Origin of the sequence: Shewanella sp. AS1 (genome assembly GCF_021412565.1) — a bacterium.
Classification (GTDB): Bacteria; Pseudomonadota; Gammaproteobacteria; order Enterobacterales; family Shewanellaceae; genus Shewanella.
Window position 1 is genome coordinate 1 of sequence record NZ_JAKCLJ010000014.1, and the last position, 18390, is coordinate 18390.

The following is an 18390-nucleotide window of genomic DNA, read 5'->3' on the forward strand; positions in this document are numbered from 1 at the left end:
CCCCGCTGCCGCTCGACTTGCATGTGTTAGGCCTGCCGCCAGCGTTCAATCTGAGCCATGATCAAACTCTTCAATTAAAAGTTTTTTGTTCGACTACGCCGAACGACTCAATGAATTCTGATTCATCACTTAGACTCGGAAGAATCTAAGGATGTTTGTACATATTGCTATGGACTCTCATCATTGCATTGAGATTTAAATCGTTTTCGATTTCTCAACACCTGTGAGTGTCCACACAGATTTCTTGTCTCATCTTGTTAAAGAACGGTCGCCTCATACTGGACTCCAGCGGGCTAGGGCTGCGTATTCTACACTTCCCAATCAAGTCGTCAAGGGCTAATTTTAGCAAACCTTTCGACTGCGGATTTATTGAACAAATCCACCTGACAAGGCGCTGCTGTATCTGCTTTGCCGTGTCAGTGGGAGCGCATTATAGGGAGTGAATTGGTTTGCGCAAGGGATTTTCCTAAAAAAAAGATCGCATGTTGTTTTTTCCAACAACTGCGACCTTTTCTGGTGAATTCTGCACCGATATGGCTATTTTATAGCAAATACTGACTATGCCGGCTGATTGAGCTACTTCTGGTACTTCTTCCTACTTCTGTTACTTCGCCTTCTCAAGCAAGCTGTTGATCAGCGCAACTGCCTTTTCATCATCCCAATCGACAAAAGTTCTGACGAAGGCGACGAGCTCACCCTCTTTATTCAGAATGAAAGTCGCGGGGATAGTATCCAGTGGAAACACATTCGCCAGCGCCTGCTGCTGATCATAATAAGTTTCAAATGAACCCATCTCCAAAGATTTCAGGAAAGGCTCAACCTGCTTTTTACCTTCGGCATCGATAGAGATAGGTAAGACAGTAAACTTGTTTTGATCAAACTTGGCCTTAAAACGTTCCAGTGCAGGTAACTCTCTCACACAGGGCGGACACCAGGTCGCCCACATGTTGATCATGACCAAGCGACCACGGTACTGACTGAAATCGACATCTTTTCCATTGGCATCTTGAAAGGTCACCAGATCGATTGGAAATGGCTTTGACAGCACATTGATCTTATCGACACTGGACTGCACTTCACCTTGAGCTTGCTTTTGCATACCCGGATAAGCCTGCGCATCCGTTGAGCCAAGGAAAGAACCCGAGATCAATACTCCACATACTAACGGGAGGAGTAACTTATTCATTTATCATCCCGCTTGAGCAGCTTATCCAGCTCGGCCTGGTCTTCCTGACTCAACTCTTCCTCGACCGCACTCACAGCGCGCTGCTTACGAATAAAGAAGAAACCTATCATCAGGCCAAATAACAATAGACCGATTGGCCCCAACCATAAGATAAGGGTTTTCGCTTCCATACGTGGTTTGTAAAGCACAAACTCACCGTAACGGCTGGTCATAAATTCGATGATCTCGGCATCGCCTTTACCGGCATCGACCATCTGATAGACCTCTAAACGCAGATCCTGAGCCACTGGTGAGTTAGAGTCGATCAGATTCTGGTTCTGACACTGAGGACAACGCAGTGAATGGGCGAGATCCAAGGCGCGCTTCTGGTTCTCAACACTCTTGAATTCATAGGTATCAACAGGTGTCGCCAGCGCAGTGCCCACCATAACAACAGATAACAGCATAGCGCTGATAAGAGTAAAAAATGCTTTCATTAAGATGCTCCATCCGCTTTAGCCTGGGCCTGTAGCTCCTTGACCATAGGATAAAGGGTTTCATTCCAGATGCGCATGTCGATTGGACCTGCGTAACGGAAACGAATAATCCCGTTATGGTCTACCAAGAAACTTTCTGGTGCACCATAGACACCTAGATCTAAGCCCAGACGACCATCTTTATCAAAAATATTGAGATGGTATGGGTCGCCCTGACGTTTTAGTTCCTGCAGTGCAGGCATACGCTCATCACGGTAGTTGATCCCATAGATAGGCAGGATGTTCTGACGCTTCAGTCTCACCAGATAAGGGTGTTCATACTTGCATGAAGGGCACCAAGTTGCCCACACATTGAGTAATGACACCTTACCTTTGAGGTTTTCGTTGGTGATCATCACACTGCTGTCTTCAAGCTTTTCCAGTTGGAAAGCCGGGATCGGCTTTCCTTCTAGGGCTGAATCGAGCTTCTGCGGGTTAAGGAAGAGCCCCTTATAAAGGAACACTCCCATCACCAAAAACAGTACCAAAGGAATAAATAGTATTAACCTGTTTTTCATACTTGCCCCAATACCAGTTATGCGGTTGCTAAATCTTCTTTCGCTTTTTCGCCTGCGGCTTCTTTGGCTTTGGCTTTGCGATAACGTTTATCCGACGCGGCGAAGAAACCACCGACCATCATAAAGATGCTACCGAACCATAACCAACGCACAAAAGGCTTATAGTTCAGACGTACGGCAAACTCGGTACGCGACAGCGGATCACCCATGGTGATATACAGGTCACGGAACAGACCCCAGTCGATACCCGCTTCTGTCATGTCCATAGTACGAACATTGTATTGGCGACGATCGGGTCTAAGCAGAGTGATAAATTCACCGTCTTTGGTCACTTCTACCTGACCTTGCTGGGCTGTGTAGTTAGGACCAACCACATTTTTGGTTTCAATATAGTGGAAGCTATAACCCGCCAACTCTTGAGTAATACCAGGACCCATTCTGACACTCTTCTCTTGCGAGTAGTTAGACACCATGGTCGCACCCACAACAGACACGGCAATACCGATATGGGCGATGATCATACCCAGTTCACTACGACCGAGACGCATCAGGCTCAAACCATCTTTGCCCTTGATGATGTCATAACCGGCGCGCAGAGTTGCCAGAGTGATCCAGGTCGCAGTACCTATACCAAGCACTACCCAGATATTAAAGCTACCGTCGACAATAAAGGGTGACACCACACCAACCAGAGTAGAGACCACTGCAGGAATGAGCAGTTTACGCTTAAGTTCGCCCTCTTTAGCACGTTTCCAGCGAATGCTTGGACCTATACCCATAAAGACAAACAGCACTAGAACAATAGGAACGAACACGGCGTTGAAGTATGGAGGTCCAACAGAGATCTTACCCATGTTAAGCGCATCGATAAGCAGCGGGTAAAGCGTGCCTAACAATACAGTACCACAGGCCACGGTCAGCAGAATGTTACCGATCAGCAGCATGGTCTCTTTCGACATCAACTCGAAACGCGCCGGGCTCTTCATGTCACTGGCGCGGAACGCAAAGAGAGTCAGAGAACCACCGATTGCCAGCCCCAAGAGCAAAAGAATAAACATACCGCGGCTTGGATCGGCGGCAAATGAGTGCACTGAGGTCAACACACCAGAACGTACAATAAAGGTACCCAGCAGACTCAAAGAGAAAGCGAAGATAGAAAGCAGTACTGTCCAGTTACGGAATGCCGCACGTTTCTCAGTCACGATAACTGAGTGCAACAGGGCTGTACCAATCAACCAAGGCATGAATGAGGCGTTTTCAACGGGATCCCAGAACCACCAGCCGCCCCAGCCGAGTTCATAATATGCCCACCAAGAACCCAGAGAGATACCGCCGGTGAGGAAGATCCAGGCGGCCAAAGTCCAAGGACGGCTCCAACGTGCCCAGGCCGAGTCGAGACGACCGCCAAGCAGCGCTGAAATAGCGAAAGCAAAACTCACTGAGAAGCCCACATAACCCAGGTACAACATAGGCGGGTGGAAGATTAAGCCCACATCCTGCAGCATAGGGTTAAGGTCGCGCCCTTCGGCCGGAATAGGGAACAGACGCTCGAAAGGACTCGAAGTCAACAGCATAAATAGGCTGAAGCCGATAACGATCATGGCCAGAATCGCCAGCACACGTGCCGTAAAGACCTCTTCTAACCCTTTACTAAAGTAGGCTACTGCCGCAGTCCAGGCAGATAAAGAAAACACCCAGAACAGCAATGAACCTTCGTGACCGCCCCATACCGCAGCAATCTTAAAGAAGATAGGCAGCTGCGAGTTTGAATGGTGTGCCACATAGGCGACTGAGAAATCATCGACAGCAAAACTGTAGCCAAGGACGATAACGGAGAGAGCGATAAAGAAAAACATGCCATAGCTCAATGGCCAGGCATAGCGTACTAAGTATTGATCTTTACGAGCAACACCGATTAACGGCACGCTGGCTAACAGGAAGGCGAATGCCAAACCTATTATCAACGAAAAGTGTCCTAATTCAGGGATCATGGGATTTCCTCAGTCCTATTCATTCGAATCTGATAACTTTAGCATTACCTGATTCACGCGCGTTTGCAACTCGGCTCAGGGTACTAAATTTGGGCTCATTTTAGTATTTGCTATTGTATCTGTCTGCTGCTTTAGCACAATAATGGGTCACTAGTCTCATTCTTAGGGCTGAGTGATACCCGTTAAACAGTGTAAATACAGACAAATTCTTACCTCTGACCTAGGTTTGAAAATTAAGTTTCAGCGGATTTTAGAAAATGGAATCGAACTGTGAACCAGTGCAAAAGTATCATTATTTAAGGATGCTTAAGCCTTATATTACTGTTCAATGAATAATCTTTCCGTATAATCTGATCCCTAATCGCGCGGCATAACCGCATTCTTGTAACTAATGTGAAAAAGAAATAATGACCACTCTCTGGACTTTTATTGCGCTTTTTGTATTAGTCAGCCTAGTGCTGATTTGGCTTCCTCACTTCCGTCAGCAAAAGATGCTGCAAGCGGAAGAAGCAGGTGTTCGTAGGTCAACCAACTTAGAGCTATTTAACAATCGCCTTGCCACTTTAGAGAAAGAACTGGCCGACGAGCTATTAGATCAAGCTGAATTCGATTCTCTGAAAAAAGAACTTGAGATCAGTCTGCTGCAAGATATGAAGCAGGGTGAAGATGAATCTTTAGTCAATAAAGTTAAGCCTAAAGGCCTGTTGTGGCCAACCTTGATGTCTATCGTTGTGATTGGTTTATCTGGCTATTTTTACAGTCACTTAGGCGCATACGCCAACCTGGAGCAAGCCACCCCAGCTAATCCACATGCGGGTATGGATGCAAGTCAGATCATGGCGCAGCGCATCAGCATGATGGAAGCTCAGCTAAAGGCTGAGCCGGAGAACAGCCAACTGATGTTCAGCCTGGGACATGCCTACATCAATGCTAACCGTTTCGACGATGCGGTTAAGTCATTCGATAACGCCATGAAACAGGTGGGTACCCATGCCGAACTGATTGGACCTAAAGCCACCGCTTTATACTACAAGGCGAATCAGCGCATGACCCCTCAGGTACAAGCTCTGATCGATCAAGCGTTAGCCTTAGATCCTGAAGATCCATCCACCCTGCTGCTTGTGGGTATGGATGCCTTCTTCAGCGCAGACTACCAAAAAGCGATCGATGCCTGGCAGATCATTTTAGACAGCGGCCGTAGCGATGTAGATCGTACCGCCATCATCAACGCTATCGACAGCGCCAAGATGAGAATGGGCGCCGCGACAGGTGAAATGCCACAGGATGCGACTCACCAGCAAGCCATGGCTGACAAGAATGTGACCGTCGAGATTTCGATTGCACCAGAACTGGCAGCCCAAGTTGGTGAATCTGATATGCTGTTTATCTTCGCCCGTAACACTGAAGGTCCTAAGGTGCCACTGGCAGCGACCAAAGTGTCGGCAAAATCACTGCCTGTCACTATCACGCTTGATGACAGCACTAACATGGGTGGCAACACCAAGTTAAGCGATGCTAAAAACGTGGAAGTGATCGCCGTCCTGTCAAAGCATGGTTCAGTGAAAGCTCAGCCTGGTGATATCCAAGGCCGCATAGAAACCGTTAAGGTAGGCGCAACTGCTAAACTGGTGCTAGACACTCAAGTTCAATAAACCTAGCAAATTACTGAAAAGCCGACATTTATGTCGGCTTTTTTATTTTTGCCTTGTCTACTCCTGAAATACAGGCACAAAAAAGCCGGCGTTTAGCCGGCTCTTTCACTGAGACAGATTTCAGCTCGGTTTACTTAGACATAAACTCGATAGCTTTCTTGTAATCTTCATCAGTACAATCGGTACACATACCACCTGGTGGCATAGCATTTAGACCGCTTTTGATGCTACCGACTAAGGTGTCTAGGCCCTTTGCTAGACGAGGCTCCCATGCTGCAGCGTCGTGTGCTTTAGGAGCACCTGCAACGCCCATGCTGTGACATACATGGCATGCCTTGTTGTAAATAGCTTCACCTTCTTGAGCAAATACGTTTGCCGATAGGGTCAATGCAGCCACGGCTGACAATGCTAACAGTTTTTTCATCTTAAATATTCCTAGTGCAATATTAACAAAGCTCTATGCCACCCTGACATATGATTGGGCAGACTTATTTATTGTGTTGCGGCCACAGGATACAACAAACTTCAAAAGATCTCACCTTTTTGTGACTAATCTCAGAATTTCGGTTTGCATTAGGGATCCTTAAACCAAATTTGCTGTTACATTAGCAAAAGTTGAAAAAGTTCAATATCAAGCAGTAAAAGGTTTCGCTTTTTGGAAGCATATCAAATTGCTGACACTAAAAAGTAACCAATACTAAACCCCTTAAGGGGATTATGTTAATATCGCTTGAGTTTATAAATGGCTTGAGATAGAGGGTTCTGTGGTAGAAGAAAACACGGCGTTAACGCTGGTATCGGCCGATAACTTAACCTGCATTCGTGAAGAACGCATCCTGTTCGATGAGTTAAGTTTCCACATTCAAGCTGGCGAAATTGTTCAAATTGAGGGGCCTAACGGCGCGGGGAAAACCAGTTTGCTGCGTATCCTTGCCGGTTTATCGCGCCCCTATGGCGGCCAGGCTCGTTACAAGGGTGAAGATATCACTCGCTGCCGCGACGAATACAACGATGATCTTTTGTATCTGGGCCACCTAGCCGGGGTGAAAAGCGAACTCACCGCCGAAGAGAACCTTAACTTTAATTTAAAGATCAGCGGTTATGATGCGTTCGATACCCGCGATATTTTAGGAAAAGTTAATCTATCAGGGTTTGAAGAAGCCCTGGCAGGCCATCTTTCAGCAGGACAACATCGCAGAACCGCACTGGCGAGACTCTGGCACACTAACTGCAAAGTTTGGTTATTGGATGAACCCTTTACCGCAATTGATAAGAAAGGCGTAGAAGAGTTGGAACACCTGTTTTTACAACATGCCCAAAACGGCGGCTGTGTCATCATGACCACTCACCAGGATATGAGCATCATAGGTGATGACATTCTTCGTAAAATTCGTCTCGACTATCGTTTCGTATAAGGTGCAGTAAATGAATAAAGGAATCAGTTTTACTCAAGCATTTTTCACCTTATTGAAGCGTGACCTGCAGATCGCAATCCGCCATAAAGGCGATATTTTTAACCCATTACTCTTTTTTATCCTAGTGGTGACCCTATTCCCATTGGGGATCGGCCCTGAGCCACAGGTGTTGTCGCGGGTTGCCCCCGGAATCATCTGGGTCGCGGCGTTATTGGCCTCCATGTTGTCGCTCGAGCGCCTATTTAAAGCCGACTTTGTCGATGGCAGTCTGGAACAGATGTTATTAAGCCCGCAGCCACTCTCCTTAATGGTGCTGGCGAAAGTGCTCGCCCACTGGTTATTAACGGGTGTGCCACTGATTTTGGTCGCTCCCTTGCTGGCAGTATTGCTGCATTTAGAGTCCAACAGCTACGGTGCACTGATGGCAACACTCGCACTAGGCACACCTGTGCTGAGTTTGCTTGGCGCAATCGGTGTCGCCTTAACCGTAGGCTTGCGTAAAGGCGGGGTTTTACTTAGCTTATTGATCTTGCCGCTTTATATTCCGGTATTGATCTTCGCCACCAGCGCGATCGATGCCGCAGGCTTAAATCTACCCTACAGCGGGCATCTTGCCATTATTGGTGCGATGCTGGTTGGTTCATTAATATTGGCACCTTTTGCAATAGGCGCCTCATTAAGAGTGAGTACTAACTAATATGTGGAAATGGCTACATTCATACGCAGACCCTCAAAAAGCCTATAATTTGGCAGGCACCCTGCTGCCTTGGTTCACTGCATTGGCTATCGGCTTTATCGGCGTAGGTTCTATCTGGGGTCTGCTATTCGCCCCTGTGGATTACCAGCAAGGCGACAGCTACCGTATCATCTTTATCCATGTTCCAGCGGCGTCCATGTCGATGGCGGCTTACATGGCGATGGCTTCATCCGCATTTATCGGTTTAGTGTGGCAGATTAAAGCAGCCGACTGGGCCGCAGCCTCCATCGCACCTATTGGCGCAGTGGTGACCTTTATCGCGCTGATCACAGGCTCTGCCTGGGGTAAGCCTATGTGGGGCACTTGGTGGGTCTGGGATGCACGTTTGACCTCTGAACTGGTACTGCTCTTCCTCTATCTGGGTGTGATCTCTCTGTACGCCTCTTTCGAAGATAAAGTGCTCGCAGCGCGCGCAGCAGGTATCCTGGCGATTGTGGGTGTGATTAACATCCCCATCATCAAGTATTCTGTAGAGTGGTGGAACTCGCTGCATCAACCAGCAACCATTAAGATCACAGAGAAATCTTCAATGGCGCCCGAGATGCTGTACCCACTATTGATCAATATCTTTGGTTTTGGCCTGATGATAGGCGCCATCACTTTAGTTCGCTTTAGAGCCGAAATTCTTGCCCGTAACGGTATGCGCCCTTGGGTAAGGGAACTCGCTAAGGCCGAAGGAGTCAAATAATGCAATTCGATTCATTAGCAGATTTTTTTAACATGGGCGGCTATGCTTTTTATGTATGGCTATCCTACGGAGTTACGAGCTTCGCGCTGGGTACCCTGATTTTTTTCAGTGCCAGACAGAAGCGTAAAATCTTGAGCGAAATCGCCAAGAAGATACAGCGTGAAGAACGCCTAAAAGCAAACCGGAGTAATCAACAGTGAACGCCAGACGTAAGAAAAGACTTGCCCTTGCTAGCGCATTAATCGGTGGTGTAGCCGCAATCGCATCATTACTTTTATATGCGTTGAATTCTAACCTTAACCTCTTCTACACCCCGACTGAGATAGTTCAGGGTAAGAAAGACACAGGGGTTAAACCTGAGGTGGGTCAACGTATCCGCGTCGGCGGTATGGTTACAGTGGGCTCAGTGGTTCGTGACCCTAACAGTCTGCATATCGAATTTGCCGTACACGATGCCGCTGGCGGCGAGATCATAGTGACCTATGACGACCTTCTACCGGATCTCTTCCGTGAAGGCCAAGGTATCGTTGCCCAGGGCGTATTACTCGAAGGTGATAAGCTGGAAGCCACCGAAGTACTGGCGAAGCATGATGAAAACTATATGCCACCGGAAGTTGCCGAGGCGATGGGCCAGAGTCATGAGAAAATGGAATATGGCGAGAACCAGAAATCAGGCTACTAAGCTGAACTGATTCACCCAGACAAACATAAGAAGACCTCAAATTGAGGTCTTTTTTATTGCCCGCAGCCAAACTCCCTCTCAGCCGATAACATCAATATCCGATTAAAAATCCTAACAATTGGATTTTTAGGCAAGAATAAAAGCGTATCTTGCTACCCTAAATTTCCCAGATTAACCATACTCAATCTCGTCCCTAATTAGCTATCGTCTGAATGCCAGTAACCAATCGTTTAATTCAAGCGGCTAGCAGTTTTTCAGACCCAACCGAGGAGATAGAGATGCAAACCACAGGATATGCGGCACAATCGGCCGACAGCCCACTCAAGCCCTACTCGTATGATTGCCGCTCACTGCGCGATGAAGATGTCGCCATCGAAATTTTATACAGCGGCGTATGCCACAGCGATCTGCACACGGCGCGCAACGATTGGGGCTGGACAGTTTACCCCACAGTCCCAGGCCATGAGATAGTCGGACGTGTGATTGAAGTCGGCAGCAAGGTCAGCAAATATAAAGTCGGCGATCATGTGGCCGTTGGCTGTATGGTCGACAGTTGTCAGGAGTGTCAACACTGCCATAGCGGTGAAGAGCAGTTCTGCGAAGAGGGCATGACACAAACCTACAACAGCCCGGATAGAATCACCCAGGAGATCACTAAGGGTGGCTACGCTAAACATGTCGTGGTTAGGGAAGAGTTTGTGCTGGAAGTGCCTGCCAGTCTCGATTTGGCCAAAGTAGCGCCGCTGCTGTGCGCCGGTATCACCACTTACTCGCCACTGCGTACCTGGGACGTGGGTCCCGGCAGTAAAGTAGGCGTTGTGGGTATGGGTGGCTTAGGTCATATGGCGGTCAAGCTGGCCGTGGCCATGGGCGCCCATGTCACAGTGCTAAGCCGTTCAGAAGGTAAGCGCCAGGATGCCATGGATCTCAACGCCGATGCATTTCTCATCTCCAGTGACAGCGATGCCATGGCACAGGCCGCTAACCATTTTGATCTCATCATAGATACTGTTCCGGTCAAACATGATGTGACCCCTTATTTCCCGCTGCTGAAAGTCGACGGCACTATCGCACTTGTCGGTCAGGTCGGTCCTATGGCCGAGCTCAACTCTGTGCCTATGCTGCTGGGACGCCGTCGCCTGGCGGGTTCTATCATAGGTGGTATCAAAGAGACTCAAGAGATGCTGGATTTCTGTGGCCGCTTTAATATACTGCCTGAGGTGGAGATGATCAAGATGGAACAGATCAACGAGGCCTTCGAGCGTCTGGAAAAAGCCGACGTGCACTACCGATTCGTTATCGATATGCAGGCATCCAATTTCTAGTAAGTGCTTTATAAAAGAGGTTCTATGCCGAGCCTCTTTTATATACTTATGATTTGCCTTTTTATCCAAACTGACAGATAAAATAAACGACTCGCCACCGACGATTTAGAAGTGATGACCATGCCAGACACCAATCCGTTAATCGAAAGCCTAAGCGATCAACTCGCGGCCAATATCGCCCGCTGGACCCATGGGGTCGAAGAGCTGGATACCGCCATAAATGGTCTCTCCTTCTATCGCCGGGATAATCCGACCGCCTGCTCCGTTTGCGTGGTTGAGCCCAGTATCGCCTTAGTGGTGCAAGGGTTAAAAAGCATGGCGCTAGGGGATGACGTTTTTGAGTATGATCGTTATCGACTGCTTATCACCTCGCTGGATCTCCCCGCCCAGATGCAGGTCTTAGAGGCTAAGCAGCAGCAACCTTATTTGGGTCTGGTATTAAAGCTAGACCTAGGCGTGATGAGCGAGCTAATGATGCAAACATCCTATCACGCACCGGCCTCATCCAGTAAACGCGGCATGTTACTGGGTTATACCACGCCAGAACTGCTCGATGCCTGTAAACGACTGGTGGAATTATTAGATGATAAAGATTCAATGCCTGTGCTTGCAGCCCAGATAAAGCGGGAGATCTTCTGGCGGGTACTCAACAGCGAACAGGGCGCACAGCTGCGCCAAATCGTCGCCGTAGGTGGTCAGGGGCTGCGCATCAATCGCGCCATTAACTGGCTGAAAACCAATTTCGCCACCCAGCACAGCATAGATGCCCTCGCCGAACTGGCACAGATGAGCAAATCCAGCTTTCATCACCATTTTCGAGAGCTGACGTCCATCAGTCCGCTGCAATATCAGAAACGCCTGAGATTGCTCGAAGCACGCCGCCTGATGCTAAGTGAAAATATCGATGCCGCCAACGCCGCCTACCGAGTGGGTTACGAGAGCCCCTCCCAATTCTCGCGGGAATACTCGCGTTTCTTCGGTAATCCACCGAAACGCGATCGCGAACTGATCAGAGAGAGTTAAGATAGGATAACCTGTCTGCAGCTAAGTGCGGCTAAGATCGTCGAGAACACCTGACAAACTCAATCGTCATCAAGATCAAGCCGATAAACACTGTGATGGATGCGATGGCGAGTATGGGATCTACGGTTTCCAAGGGGACAAACTTGCCATAAAGCAGGAACAGGCCGCTGAGCACCACGACCGAGCCAATCTGATGCACATAAAACTGAACAATGGCTAACTTGGATGTGGAATTATCCAGCCAGAGTTTATGACATAAACCATAGAGAAATGAGAGCAGAAAACCGATGAGCATAATATGGGCATGGGTGACATATTGACCATGATTATGGGTTGCCGCCATATGTATCCCCAGCATCAAACCCAATATGCCATACCCGAACGCGGTTAAGATAAACTTGCGATCCATAGACAATTCCTCTGCCAAATTGCTATGGATAAGTATAGATTGGCTTACAAACAAGCCATAAAAATCTGCATTGGCCAGCCTGCCTGAGCCCCTATCACATCCAGGCATCCAGCTGTATCTTGCCGCCGCCCAGATAACTAAAAGTCACCTCGGATAACAAACCGCCGGAACCACTGAGAGAAACCAGCGTGTCACAATCTACCCCAGCCGCGCAGCTAAATTCTTTGCCGTAAAAAGCGTAATTGTTATCCACACGAGTAAAAATAGCGTCCGATAACTCAAGGTTAGAGTAGACATATTCGCTGCCCAAATTGTCTTCAACCTCAGTATCTATGCTTATCAGAGTGTAAGCCAGACTGCTGCCATCGGCAGGGGGATTGGCGATTTCAGAGACTTCAACCGTCATGCTGTAGAAGTGACCCCATTGGTAGGTAAAGCCCTCTATGCTGCCATAAAAATGCATAAAGGCGGTTACAGGGCCAGTTCCCGACACGTCTAAACAGAGCTGATTACCGACTGCAGTGCAAACCGTAGGATTGCTTAACACACTCAGGGAGAGTGTCTCTGCCTTATCATCGCTGCCGTTACACCCAGTTAATATCGCGCCGCCAAATAACAATACCAATCCATGCTTTAACATATTTAATCTCTCCATATTTGGCCGACGTCTTAGTGTGAGTCACCCTGCCACGAATTAAGTTAACTTAAGCTAAATTAATAAATTAGACAAATTGTGTCGCTTAAAGCATAAGCTGACATAGGCTGCTTCCAGCTTTCAATCACTTAGCCAAAAAATGTAGCCATATCCTGACATAAAATATAACCATAAGCTGACAAATTAACTCAATCCATAGCAAGCCATGATTTTTACATGTAATTTTCTTACAAGTTTAAAGATATCTGAAGCTAAAGCGGAATTGGACAAAAGCAGTTTTGAACTTTAACTTGATGGTGAGCTCATTACCTGTGGTGAGTTTACGTGTAGTTACTTCTGAGGCACGCTGTAAACCCATCCCTGGGCGCTCCACGATTTCATCCCTGAAATCGAAGGCCTCAGCCGCACCTACACTCAGCTATCCATCACACCGATTAAGCCTGCCGAGTATGACTCCAATAATCAGAAGCAAAATAATTTATGGACAAAAACGTGTTAGAAAGGCGGCTATATCAAGTAACTTTCGGATTAAAATTTCTATAGGGTAACGGCTTTGTTTCCTAAATCGAATCAACACACAAAGCTCCCCCTGCTGTTCACATATTAGACAAAATACCGTGTTTCAGGCATACCTAGCTTAGTCAGTTTGTTTAATGCTTTGATCATGGCGTAAGCCTCCCCGACTTGAGCATTGTAATTTCTCATGCTCAAGCCGCCGCCGAGCAACTGCTTTATCCGATGCATGGCGGTTTCAGAGATTGAGCGACGATTGTAGCCATAACGTTTCTTCCACTTTTTATTTGAGCCGTAAAGCTTTTGAAAACTCACGGCTAAATTGCGCGGATGCCCTTGTTCCCAATAGGCTGCACCATCGCGTGGAGGGATCAGACTAAAGGCCCGTTTACGGCGGATAACCGTGTGACATTCTCGCGTATCATAGGCACCATCTCCTGAAATCGTATGGATTTTACGGTGGGTTTGTTTAAGCAAATTTGGCAGCACTTCAGCGTGGGTCACATTCGATAAGCTGAGCTCAGCGGCAATAATCTCATGAGTATGAGTGTCAACGGCAATATGCAGTTTGCGCCAAACTCGGCGCTTGCCATCCGTACCATGCTTCTTTACTTTCCATTCTCCTTCGCCATAGACTTTTAGTCCTGTGGCATCGATAGCTAAATGCTCAATAGTGCCCCTTGTCTTAGTTTTAAAGGAGACGTTAGCCGTCTTAGCGCGTTTGCTGATACAGGTATGATGTGGGCAAACTAATGGTACGTTTGCCAGTTTAAATACCGAATTGATAAAGCCTTGCAGGGCTCGCAATGGCATAGAAAAAACACGCTTAACCATAAGTGCGGTAGTGATCGCTAAATCACTAAACACAAGTGGCCGACCTTTTTTGCCTGATCCCGTTGTGGCTTTCCAAGTGGCGATGGCTTCCTCATCAATCCAGAAGGTCAATGAACCACGGTTAATCAAGGCTTGATTGTACTGTTTCCAGTTGGTTGTCTTATAGCGAGGCTTTGGCACGGTTGATTAGTAGCTCTGTGAATGATGTCGATCTGATCACTCGCTACAGATTTAGTTCCGTCGATTTAGGAAACAAAGCCTCAATTTTGGTTAAAAATCAACCTTGATTCAACCAGTCAGAATAGAGTTTCTTCAGAATCACTTCATTGTCATCTTTCGCCTTAAAAAACTTTCTCAGAGAGCTAATTCGAGGAATTAAAATCATCAAAAAGAATATAGCGAGAAGAGGAAAGAATACTTTAATAGAAAATTCCACTGAGCTTTTTATAGCTGTTTCAGCACTACTGCCGAAAAAGTACTCTTCTAAAAATTCCAAAGCAGCAAACACTAAAGTAAAAATTAATGTTCTCAAGAAGGTCTTGAAAAAGCTTCTGGGAAAATCAATTAAATAAAAAGCCAACTCACGTTTCGTCATAATAATCTCGGATTTCTTAGTGCAGTTAACAATATGGATTGGTTGGTAAACATTTACCCATTCTATCATCAATGGATCGAGAAACCTTGTCGCCTAAACCATCATTTACAATTTCTGGTAAGGCTTGAGAAAATTAGACACTTTGTAGCATTACTAAAATTAGGTCAACAGTCCAATGCCAAGCTGAGCTAGTTCAGTCATGCGAAGCAAAGAAAGGGGCAAATTCTTGTTAGATTGAATAGCTGAAAGGCTAGTTAATATTGGCATTGTTGATACCAGTGACCTTCTAAAACAAGGATGTTTTAGTAGAGCCCTCAGGGAAGAGTTTATGGCGTGTCACTGGGGAAACAATGACAATAAACACAGATCGACAATCACTTCCTTACCTCACTTTGGGGCAAAAACCAAGTTAGCTTTTTGATCCATCTTCACACCAATCACGGTTAAAATCGAAGAGAGACAATAACCAAGTGTAAGCACACTTTTGGCCTTCGAAATCAGGGATGATTTCGCAGAGCCCACAGGGACGTGCTTGTGGCGAGCCAAAAGTGTGTTTGCACATCCCCCGCCGGGCAGGCGTTAGATAGCCATAAGAGTACGAACTAAAATTTACCAAGTAAGAAAAGCAATACTGAAAAATGCCCTTCCTTCATTTCAAGGTTAACTCACTTTGGGGCAAATTCTTGTTAGATTGAATAGCTGAAAGGCTGGTTAATATTGGCATTGTTGGTATCAGTGACCTTCTAAAACAAGGATGTTTTAGTAGAGCCCTCAGGGAAGAGTTTATGGCGTGTCACTGGGGAAACAATGACAATAAACACAAATCGACAATCACTTCCTTACCTCACTTTGGGGCAAATACGTGTTACATCTTTTTGGGACAAAAGCGCCTTAGAAAGGCTGTCTTAGGCAAGGATATTTCCATGCTAACGGATTTACTCTAATCCACAAAATTCGGATTAAATTTTGTATTGAATTATGCAAAAGTCTTTGATGAGGCTCAAAGTTATCTAGTGATGTAGTGGTGATTCAATTCATTACTTTACCAAAATCGTCGCATATACCTTAACTCATTTTTGGGCACTGGTTCCCACCGAGTTTTGTTAACAGTTCTGGAATTCTTAATGCAACGGTCTTTAAATTCATCATTACTTGATTCTGTTGCTATAGTTTTTTGAGAGTTTATCGCTGTAGATCTGTTTTGATACTCTAATGCTTTTGCATGACTAAAGTACTCATTTAACAAAGCTAGGTTTCTCTCATAAAGATGTAGGTTGGAAGGATGTGCCTGAGAATATTTAGCTCTCAACATTGCACTTTTTTCACGATTGATAAGAATCCAAAGTTCTTTCTTAGATAGGCTGCTTATTTTATTTAAGTCAATTTTAGAGGGAATAAACTCTTTAGAACCTGCGCCTTGTAAACTCCGATTTTGAACAAATGAATTTTGTGTAATATCGGGTGGCGTTTTTTCTGATAAAGCCAGATTAACTTTTTTTCTATTTAAGTTGAACCTATGATGGCCTCTAAACCAATAGCCCAATATAAAACCAGCAAGTAAGATTGTTAAATGTAACATTTCTTGTTCAAATATATTAAAATAATATTCTAACATACTACTGGGAATGAACACCACTGGCCACATTAATCGATGGAAACGGGGTTGTGCTGAAAAGAATTTGGCTCAAATTTAAGCTGAAGAAGACACCAAAAAACTGGGTAACTGTCAGATAAGGCCTGAGTCTGAACTAGTACAGATTAAGTTCTACAAACCTAATTCATTAAATACTGAATCGCCACTGCTTTACTAGACAGGTTTTTACTACACCATAGCCGCTTTGACATAGACATCGAAGCGGTTTTTCTTGGTTTCGATGCGGGTGCTGGGTTTAATTCCGTCGAGATCGTCTGCGTAATCGGGGCGCTTCACCACCACACGTTTACTGGCCAAGGCCAGCGCCGGTGTCAGTAGGCCATCGGCATCGAGATCCGCGCCTACCAAGGACTGAAACACCCGCATCTCCTTTTTTACTAGAGCGGATTTTTCCCTGTGGGGATACATGGGGTCGAGATAAACCACATCCACCTGCTCACCAATATCGGCCAGATCCGTCAGGCTGGAGCCATGCACCAGAGTCATACGCTCGCGCATCCACTCGCCGATATCGCTATCTTGATAGGCCCGGCGCAGTCCATCTTCCAGCAGGGCAGCCACCACAGGATTACGCTCGATCATTGTGACTTTGCAGCCGAGACTAGCCAGCACGAAGGCATCGCGGCCAAGGCCTGCTGTGCCATCGACCACAGTGGGATTCACGCCCTGTTTTAAACCGACCGCCTTGGCGATGGCCTGACCACGGCCACCGCCAAATTTGCGCCTATGAGCCACGGCGCCAGTCACAAAATCCACCCAAATGCCCTTGAGTTTCGGTTCGTCACGCTTATTGAGCACCAGACAATCTTGCTCAAACACCAGCTCAAACTGAGCGTCTTTATCGAACACCAAACCCCAGCGGGCACAAATGGCCTCTAGCGAGGGAAAATGACGATTAAAAAAGATGCCGATGGTCGGCTGCGGGCTGGATGCTGGCTTCACGAGTCACTCTGAGTTTAATAAATAACCCGGCTATTATGCCAAATGCCAGCGGCACTGAACATGGGATTTATTATTCTTCGCCATAGGTAATCGTTGCCGCCTCCTAGGTCAACACCAAAGGCGTTACTCACAGCATAAGTTTGAATGGTATAATCCCTTATCTGGCTCTCGCCCATTTTTGGAAACCACATGTTAAGTTATCGCCACGGCTATCACGCCGGCAACTATGCCGATCTCCTCAAACACAGCCTGCTGCTGCAGACGCTCAAACTGATGCACAAGAAAAATAAACCTCTAGCGTATATCGATACCCACGCGGGCGCCGGCGGTTACAGCCTGAGCGATGAGTTCGCCCAAAAGACGGGTGAGTATCTCGAAGGGGTCGCCAAATTGTGGCAGCGCAGCGACCTGCCCGAGCCACTGGCTGACTATATCAATGATGTTAAGCATTTTAATGGCTCGGAGCAGTTGGAGTTATACCCAGGCTCGCCCGCCTTTGTGGACATGAATATGCGGGACAAGGACCGCATGGTGCTGCACGAGCTGCACGGCACAGACCATGAGATACTGGATGAACATTTTGCCGGCGACAAGCAGATCAAGGTGATAAAAGGCGATGGTCTGAAAGGCTTAATCGCCGCCGTGCCGCCGCTGGAGCGCCGCGCTGTGATTTTGATCGATCCCAGCTACGAGATGAAAAGCGATTATCTGGATGTGGCCGATGCGGTGATCAAGGCCCATAAACGCTTTGCCACAGGGGTCTATATGATCTGGTATCCTGTGGTGAATCGCGCCCAGACGGAGGCGATGTTCGATCGCCTGAAACAGAGCGGCATCCGTCGCCAGCTGAGAGTCGAACAAGCGATAAAACCTGACAGCGACGAGTTTGGCATGACGGCGGCGGGACTTTGGATTATCAACCCACCCTGGCAGCTGGATGAAATAGCGCAAACCACTTTAGATTTCCTCCACCCTCTGCTTAATCAGGGCGGCGGTCATGTTAACGTAAGCTGGGAAGTGGGCGAGTAACGGCCGA

The 18390-nt window shown here is 47.0% G+C and carries 20 protein-coding genes and 1 rRNA gene; 9 read left to right on the forward strand and 12 right to left on the reverse strand.

Features of this window, described 5'->3' with window-relative positions; translation table 11 throughout:
* From LZP69_RS14530 to LZP69_RS14550, 5 genes are all read right to left on the reverse strand, one after another.
* Positions 1–77, reverse strand: a 16S ribosomal RNA gene (locus LZP69_RS14530); the annotation flags it as partial.
* A gap of 527 nt (positions 78–604) precedes the next feature.
* Complete coding sequence (locus tag LZP69_RS14535) at positions 605–1186, reverse strand: TlpA family protein disulfide reductase (RefSeq protein ID WP_234201442.1); 582 nt, start codon at positions 1184–1186, stop codon at positions 605–607.
* Complete coding sequence (nrfF, locus tag LZP69_RS14540) at positions 1183–1632, reverse strand: heme lyase NrfEFG subunit NrfF (RefSeq protein WP_234201519.1); 450 nt, start codon at positions 1630–1632, stop codon at positions 1183–1185. The genes LZP69_RS14535 and nrfF overlap by 4 nt, the downstream gene beginning before the upstream one ends.
* Before the next feature lie 29 nt (positions 1633–1661).
* Positions 1662–2219: a DsbE family thiol:disulfide interchange protein gene (locus LZP69_RS14545; protein ID WP_234201443.1), complete on the reverse strand. Its 558-nt coding sequence runs from the start codon at positions 2217–2219 to the stop codon at positions 1662–1664.
* A 17-nt stretch (positions 2220–2236) separates the two neighbouring features.
* The gene (locus tag LZP69_RS14550) at positions 2237–4210 is read right to left on the reverse strand and encodes a heme lyase CcmF/NrfE family subunit (RefSeq protein WP_234201444.1); all 1974 of its coding nucleotides are present in this window, start codon (positions 4208–4210) and stop codon (positions 2237–2239) included.
* A gap of 407 nt (positions 4211–4617) precedes the next feature.
* Between LZP69_RS14550 and ccmI the strand changes: the two genes are divergently transcribed.
* The gene (gene ccmI, locus LZP69_RS14555) at positions 4618–5862 is read left to right on the forward strand and encodes a c-type cytochrome biogenesis protein CcmI (RefSeq protein WP_234201445.1); all 1245 of its coding nucleotides are present in this window, start codon (positions 4618–4620) and stop codon (positions 5860–5862) included.
* Between the two features lie 130 nt (positions 5863–5992).
* Here the strand turns inward: ccmI and LZP69_RS14560 are convergent, their stop codons facing one another.
* Positions 5993–6286 (reverse strand): c-type cytochrome, encoded by a 294-nt coding sequence (locus LZP69_RS14560; protein WP_234201446.1) that lies wholly within the window; start codon positions 6284–6286, stop codon positions 5993–5995.
* A gap of 340 nt (positions 6287–6626) precedes the next feature.
* On the opposite strand from LZP69_RS14560, the gene ccmA reads away from it, so the two are divergent.
* From ccmA to LZP69_RS14595, 7 genes are all read left to right on the forward strand, one after another.
* A complete protein-coding gene (gene ccmA, locus LZP69_RS14565; RefSeq protein WP_234201447.1) occupies positions 6627–7277 on the forward strand; it encodes a cytochrome c biogenesis heme-transporting ATPase CcmA in 651 nt (216 codons plus the stop codon).
* A 10-nt stretch (positions 7278–7287) separates the two neighbouring features.
* Positions 7288–7974, forward strand: a complete 687-nt coding sequence (gene ccmB / locus LZP69_RS14570; RefSeq protein WP_234201448.1) for a heme exporter protein CcmB — start codon at positions 7288–7290, stop codon at positions 7972–7974.
* Position 7975: 1 nt separating this feature from the next.
* Positions 7976–8722 carry a heme ABC transporter permease gene (locus tag LZP69_RS14575; protein WP_234201449.1) on the forward strand — a complete coding sequence of 249 codons (747 nt, stop codon included), beginning with the start codon at positions 7976–7978 and terminating at the stop codon, positions 8720–8722.
* Complete coding sequence (ccmD, locus tag LZP69_RS14580) at positions 8722–8922, forward strand: heme exporter protein CcmD (RefSeq protein WP_234201450.1); 201 nt, start codon at positions 8722–8724, stop codon at positions 8920–8922. Before LZP69_RS14575 ends, ccmD begins: the two co-directional genes overlap by 1 nt.
* Positions 8919–9404 carry a cytochrome c maturation protein CcmE gene (gene ccmE, locus LZP69_RS14585; protein WP_234201451.1) on the forward strand — a complete coding sequence of 162 codons (486 nt, stop codon included), beginning with the start codon at positions 8919–8921 and terminating at the stop codon, positions 9402–9404. The genes ccmD and ccmE overlap by 4 nt, the downstream gene beginning before the upstream one ends.
* 278 nt (positions 9405–9682) lie before the next feature.
* Positions 9683–10729: an NAD(P)-dependent alcohol dehydrogenase gene (locus LZP69_RS14590; protein ID WP_234201520.1), complete on the forward strand. Its 1047-nt coding sequence runs from the start codon at positions 9683–9685 to the stop codon at positions 10727–10729.
* Between the two features lie 120 nt (positions 10730–10849).
* Positions 10850–11752, forward strand: a complete 903-nt coding sequence (locus LZP69_RS14595; RefSeq protein ID WP_234201452.1) for an AraC family transcriptional regulator — start codon at positions 10850–10852, stop codon at positions 11750–11752.
* A gap of 31 nt (positions 11753–11783) precedes the next feature.
* Here the strand turns inward: LZP69_RS14595 and LZP69_RS14600 are convergent, their stop codons facing one another.
* From LZP69_RS14600 to LZP69_RS14625, 6 genes are all read right to left on the reverse strand, one after another.
* On the reverse strand, positions 11784–12161 hold the full coding sequence (locus LZP69_RS14600) for a TonB-dependent receptor (protein WP_234201453.1): 378 nt from the start codon (positions 12159–12161) through the stop codon (positions 11784–11786).
* A 94-nt stretch (positions 12162–12255) separates the two neighbouring features.
* Positions 12256–12801 carry a DUF4377 domain-containing protein gene (locus tag LZP69_RS14605; protein ID WP_234201454.1) on the reverse strand — a complete coding sequence of 182 codons (546 nt, stop codon included), beginning with the start codon at positions 12799–12801 and terminating at the stop codon, positions 12256–12258.
* Positions 12802–13419: 618 nt separating this feature from the next.
* A complete protein-coding gene (locus LZP69_RS14610; RefSeq protein WP_234201455.1) occupies positions 13420–14343 on the reverse strand; it encodes an IS5 family transposase in 924 nt (307 codons plus the stop codon).
* Between the two features lie 97 nt (positions 14344–14440).
* Positions 14441–14758 (reverse strand): hypothetical protein, encoded by a 318-nt coding sequence (locus LZP69_RS14615; RefSeq protein WP_234201456.1) that lies wholly within the window; start codon positions 14756–14758, stop codon positions 14441–14443.
* Between the two features lie 1042 nt (positions 14759–15800).
* On the reverse strand, positions 15801–16391 hold the full coding sequence (locus LZP69_RS14620; RefSeq protein WP_234201457.1) for a hypothetical protein: 591 nt from the start codon (positions 16389–16391) through the stop codon (positions 15801–15803).
* A gap of 189 nt (positions 16392–16580) precedes the next feature.
* Positions 16581–17354, reverse strand: a complete 774-nt coding sequence (locus tag LZP69_RS14625; RefSeq protein WP_442800689.1) for a class I SAM-dependent methyltransferase — start codon at positions 17352–17354, stop codon at positions 16581–16583.
* Positions 17355–17543: 189 nt separating this feature from the next.
* Between LZP69_RS14625 and LZP69_RS14630 the strand changes: the two genes are divergently transcribed.
* Positions 17544–18383 carry a 23S rRNA (adenine(2030)-N(6))-methyltransferase RlmJ gene (locus LZP69_RS14630; RefSeq protein ID WP_234201458.1) on the forward strand — a complete coding sequence of 280 codons (840 nt, stop codon included), beginning with the start codon at positions 17544–17546 and terminating at the stop codon, positions 18381–18383.
* Positions 18384–18390: the final 7 nt, after the last annotated feature.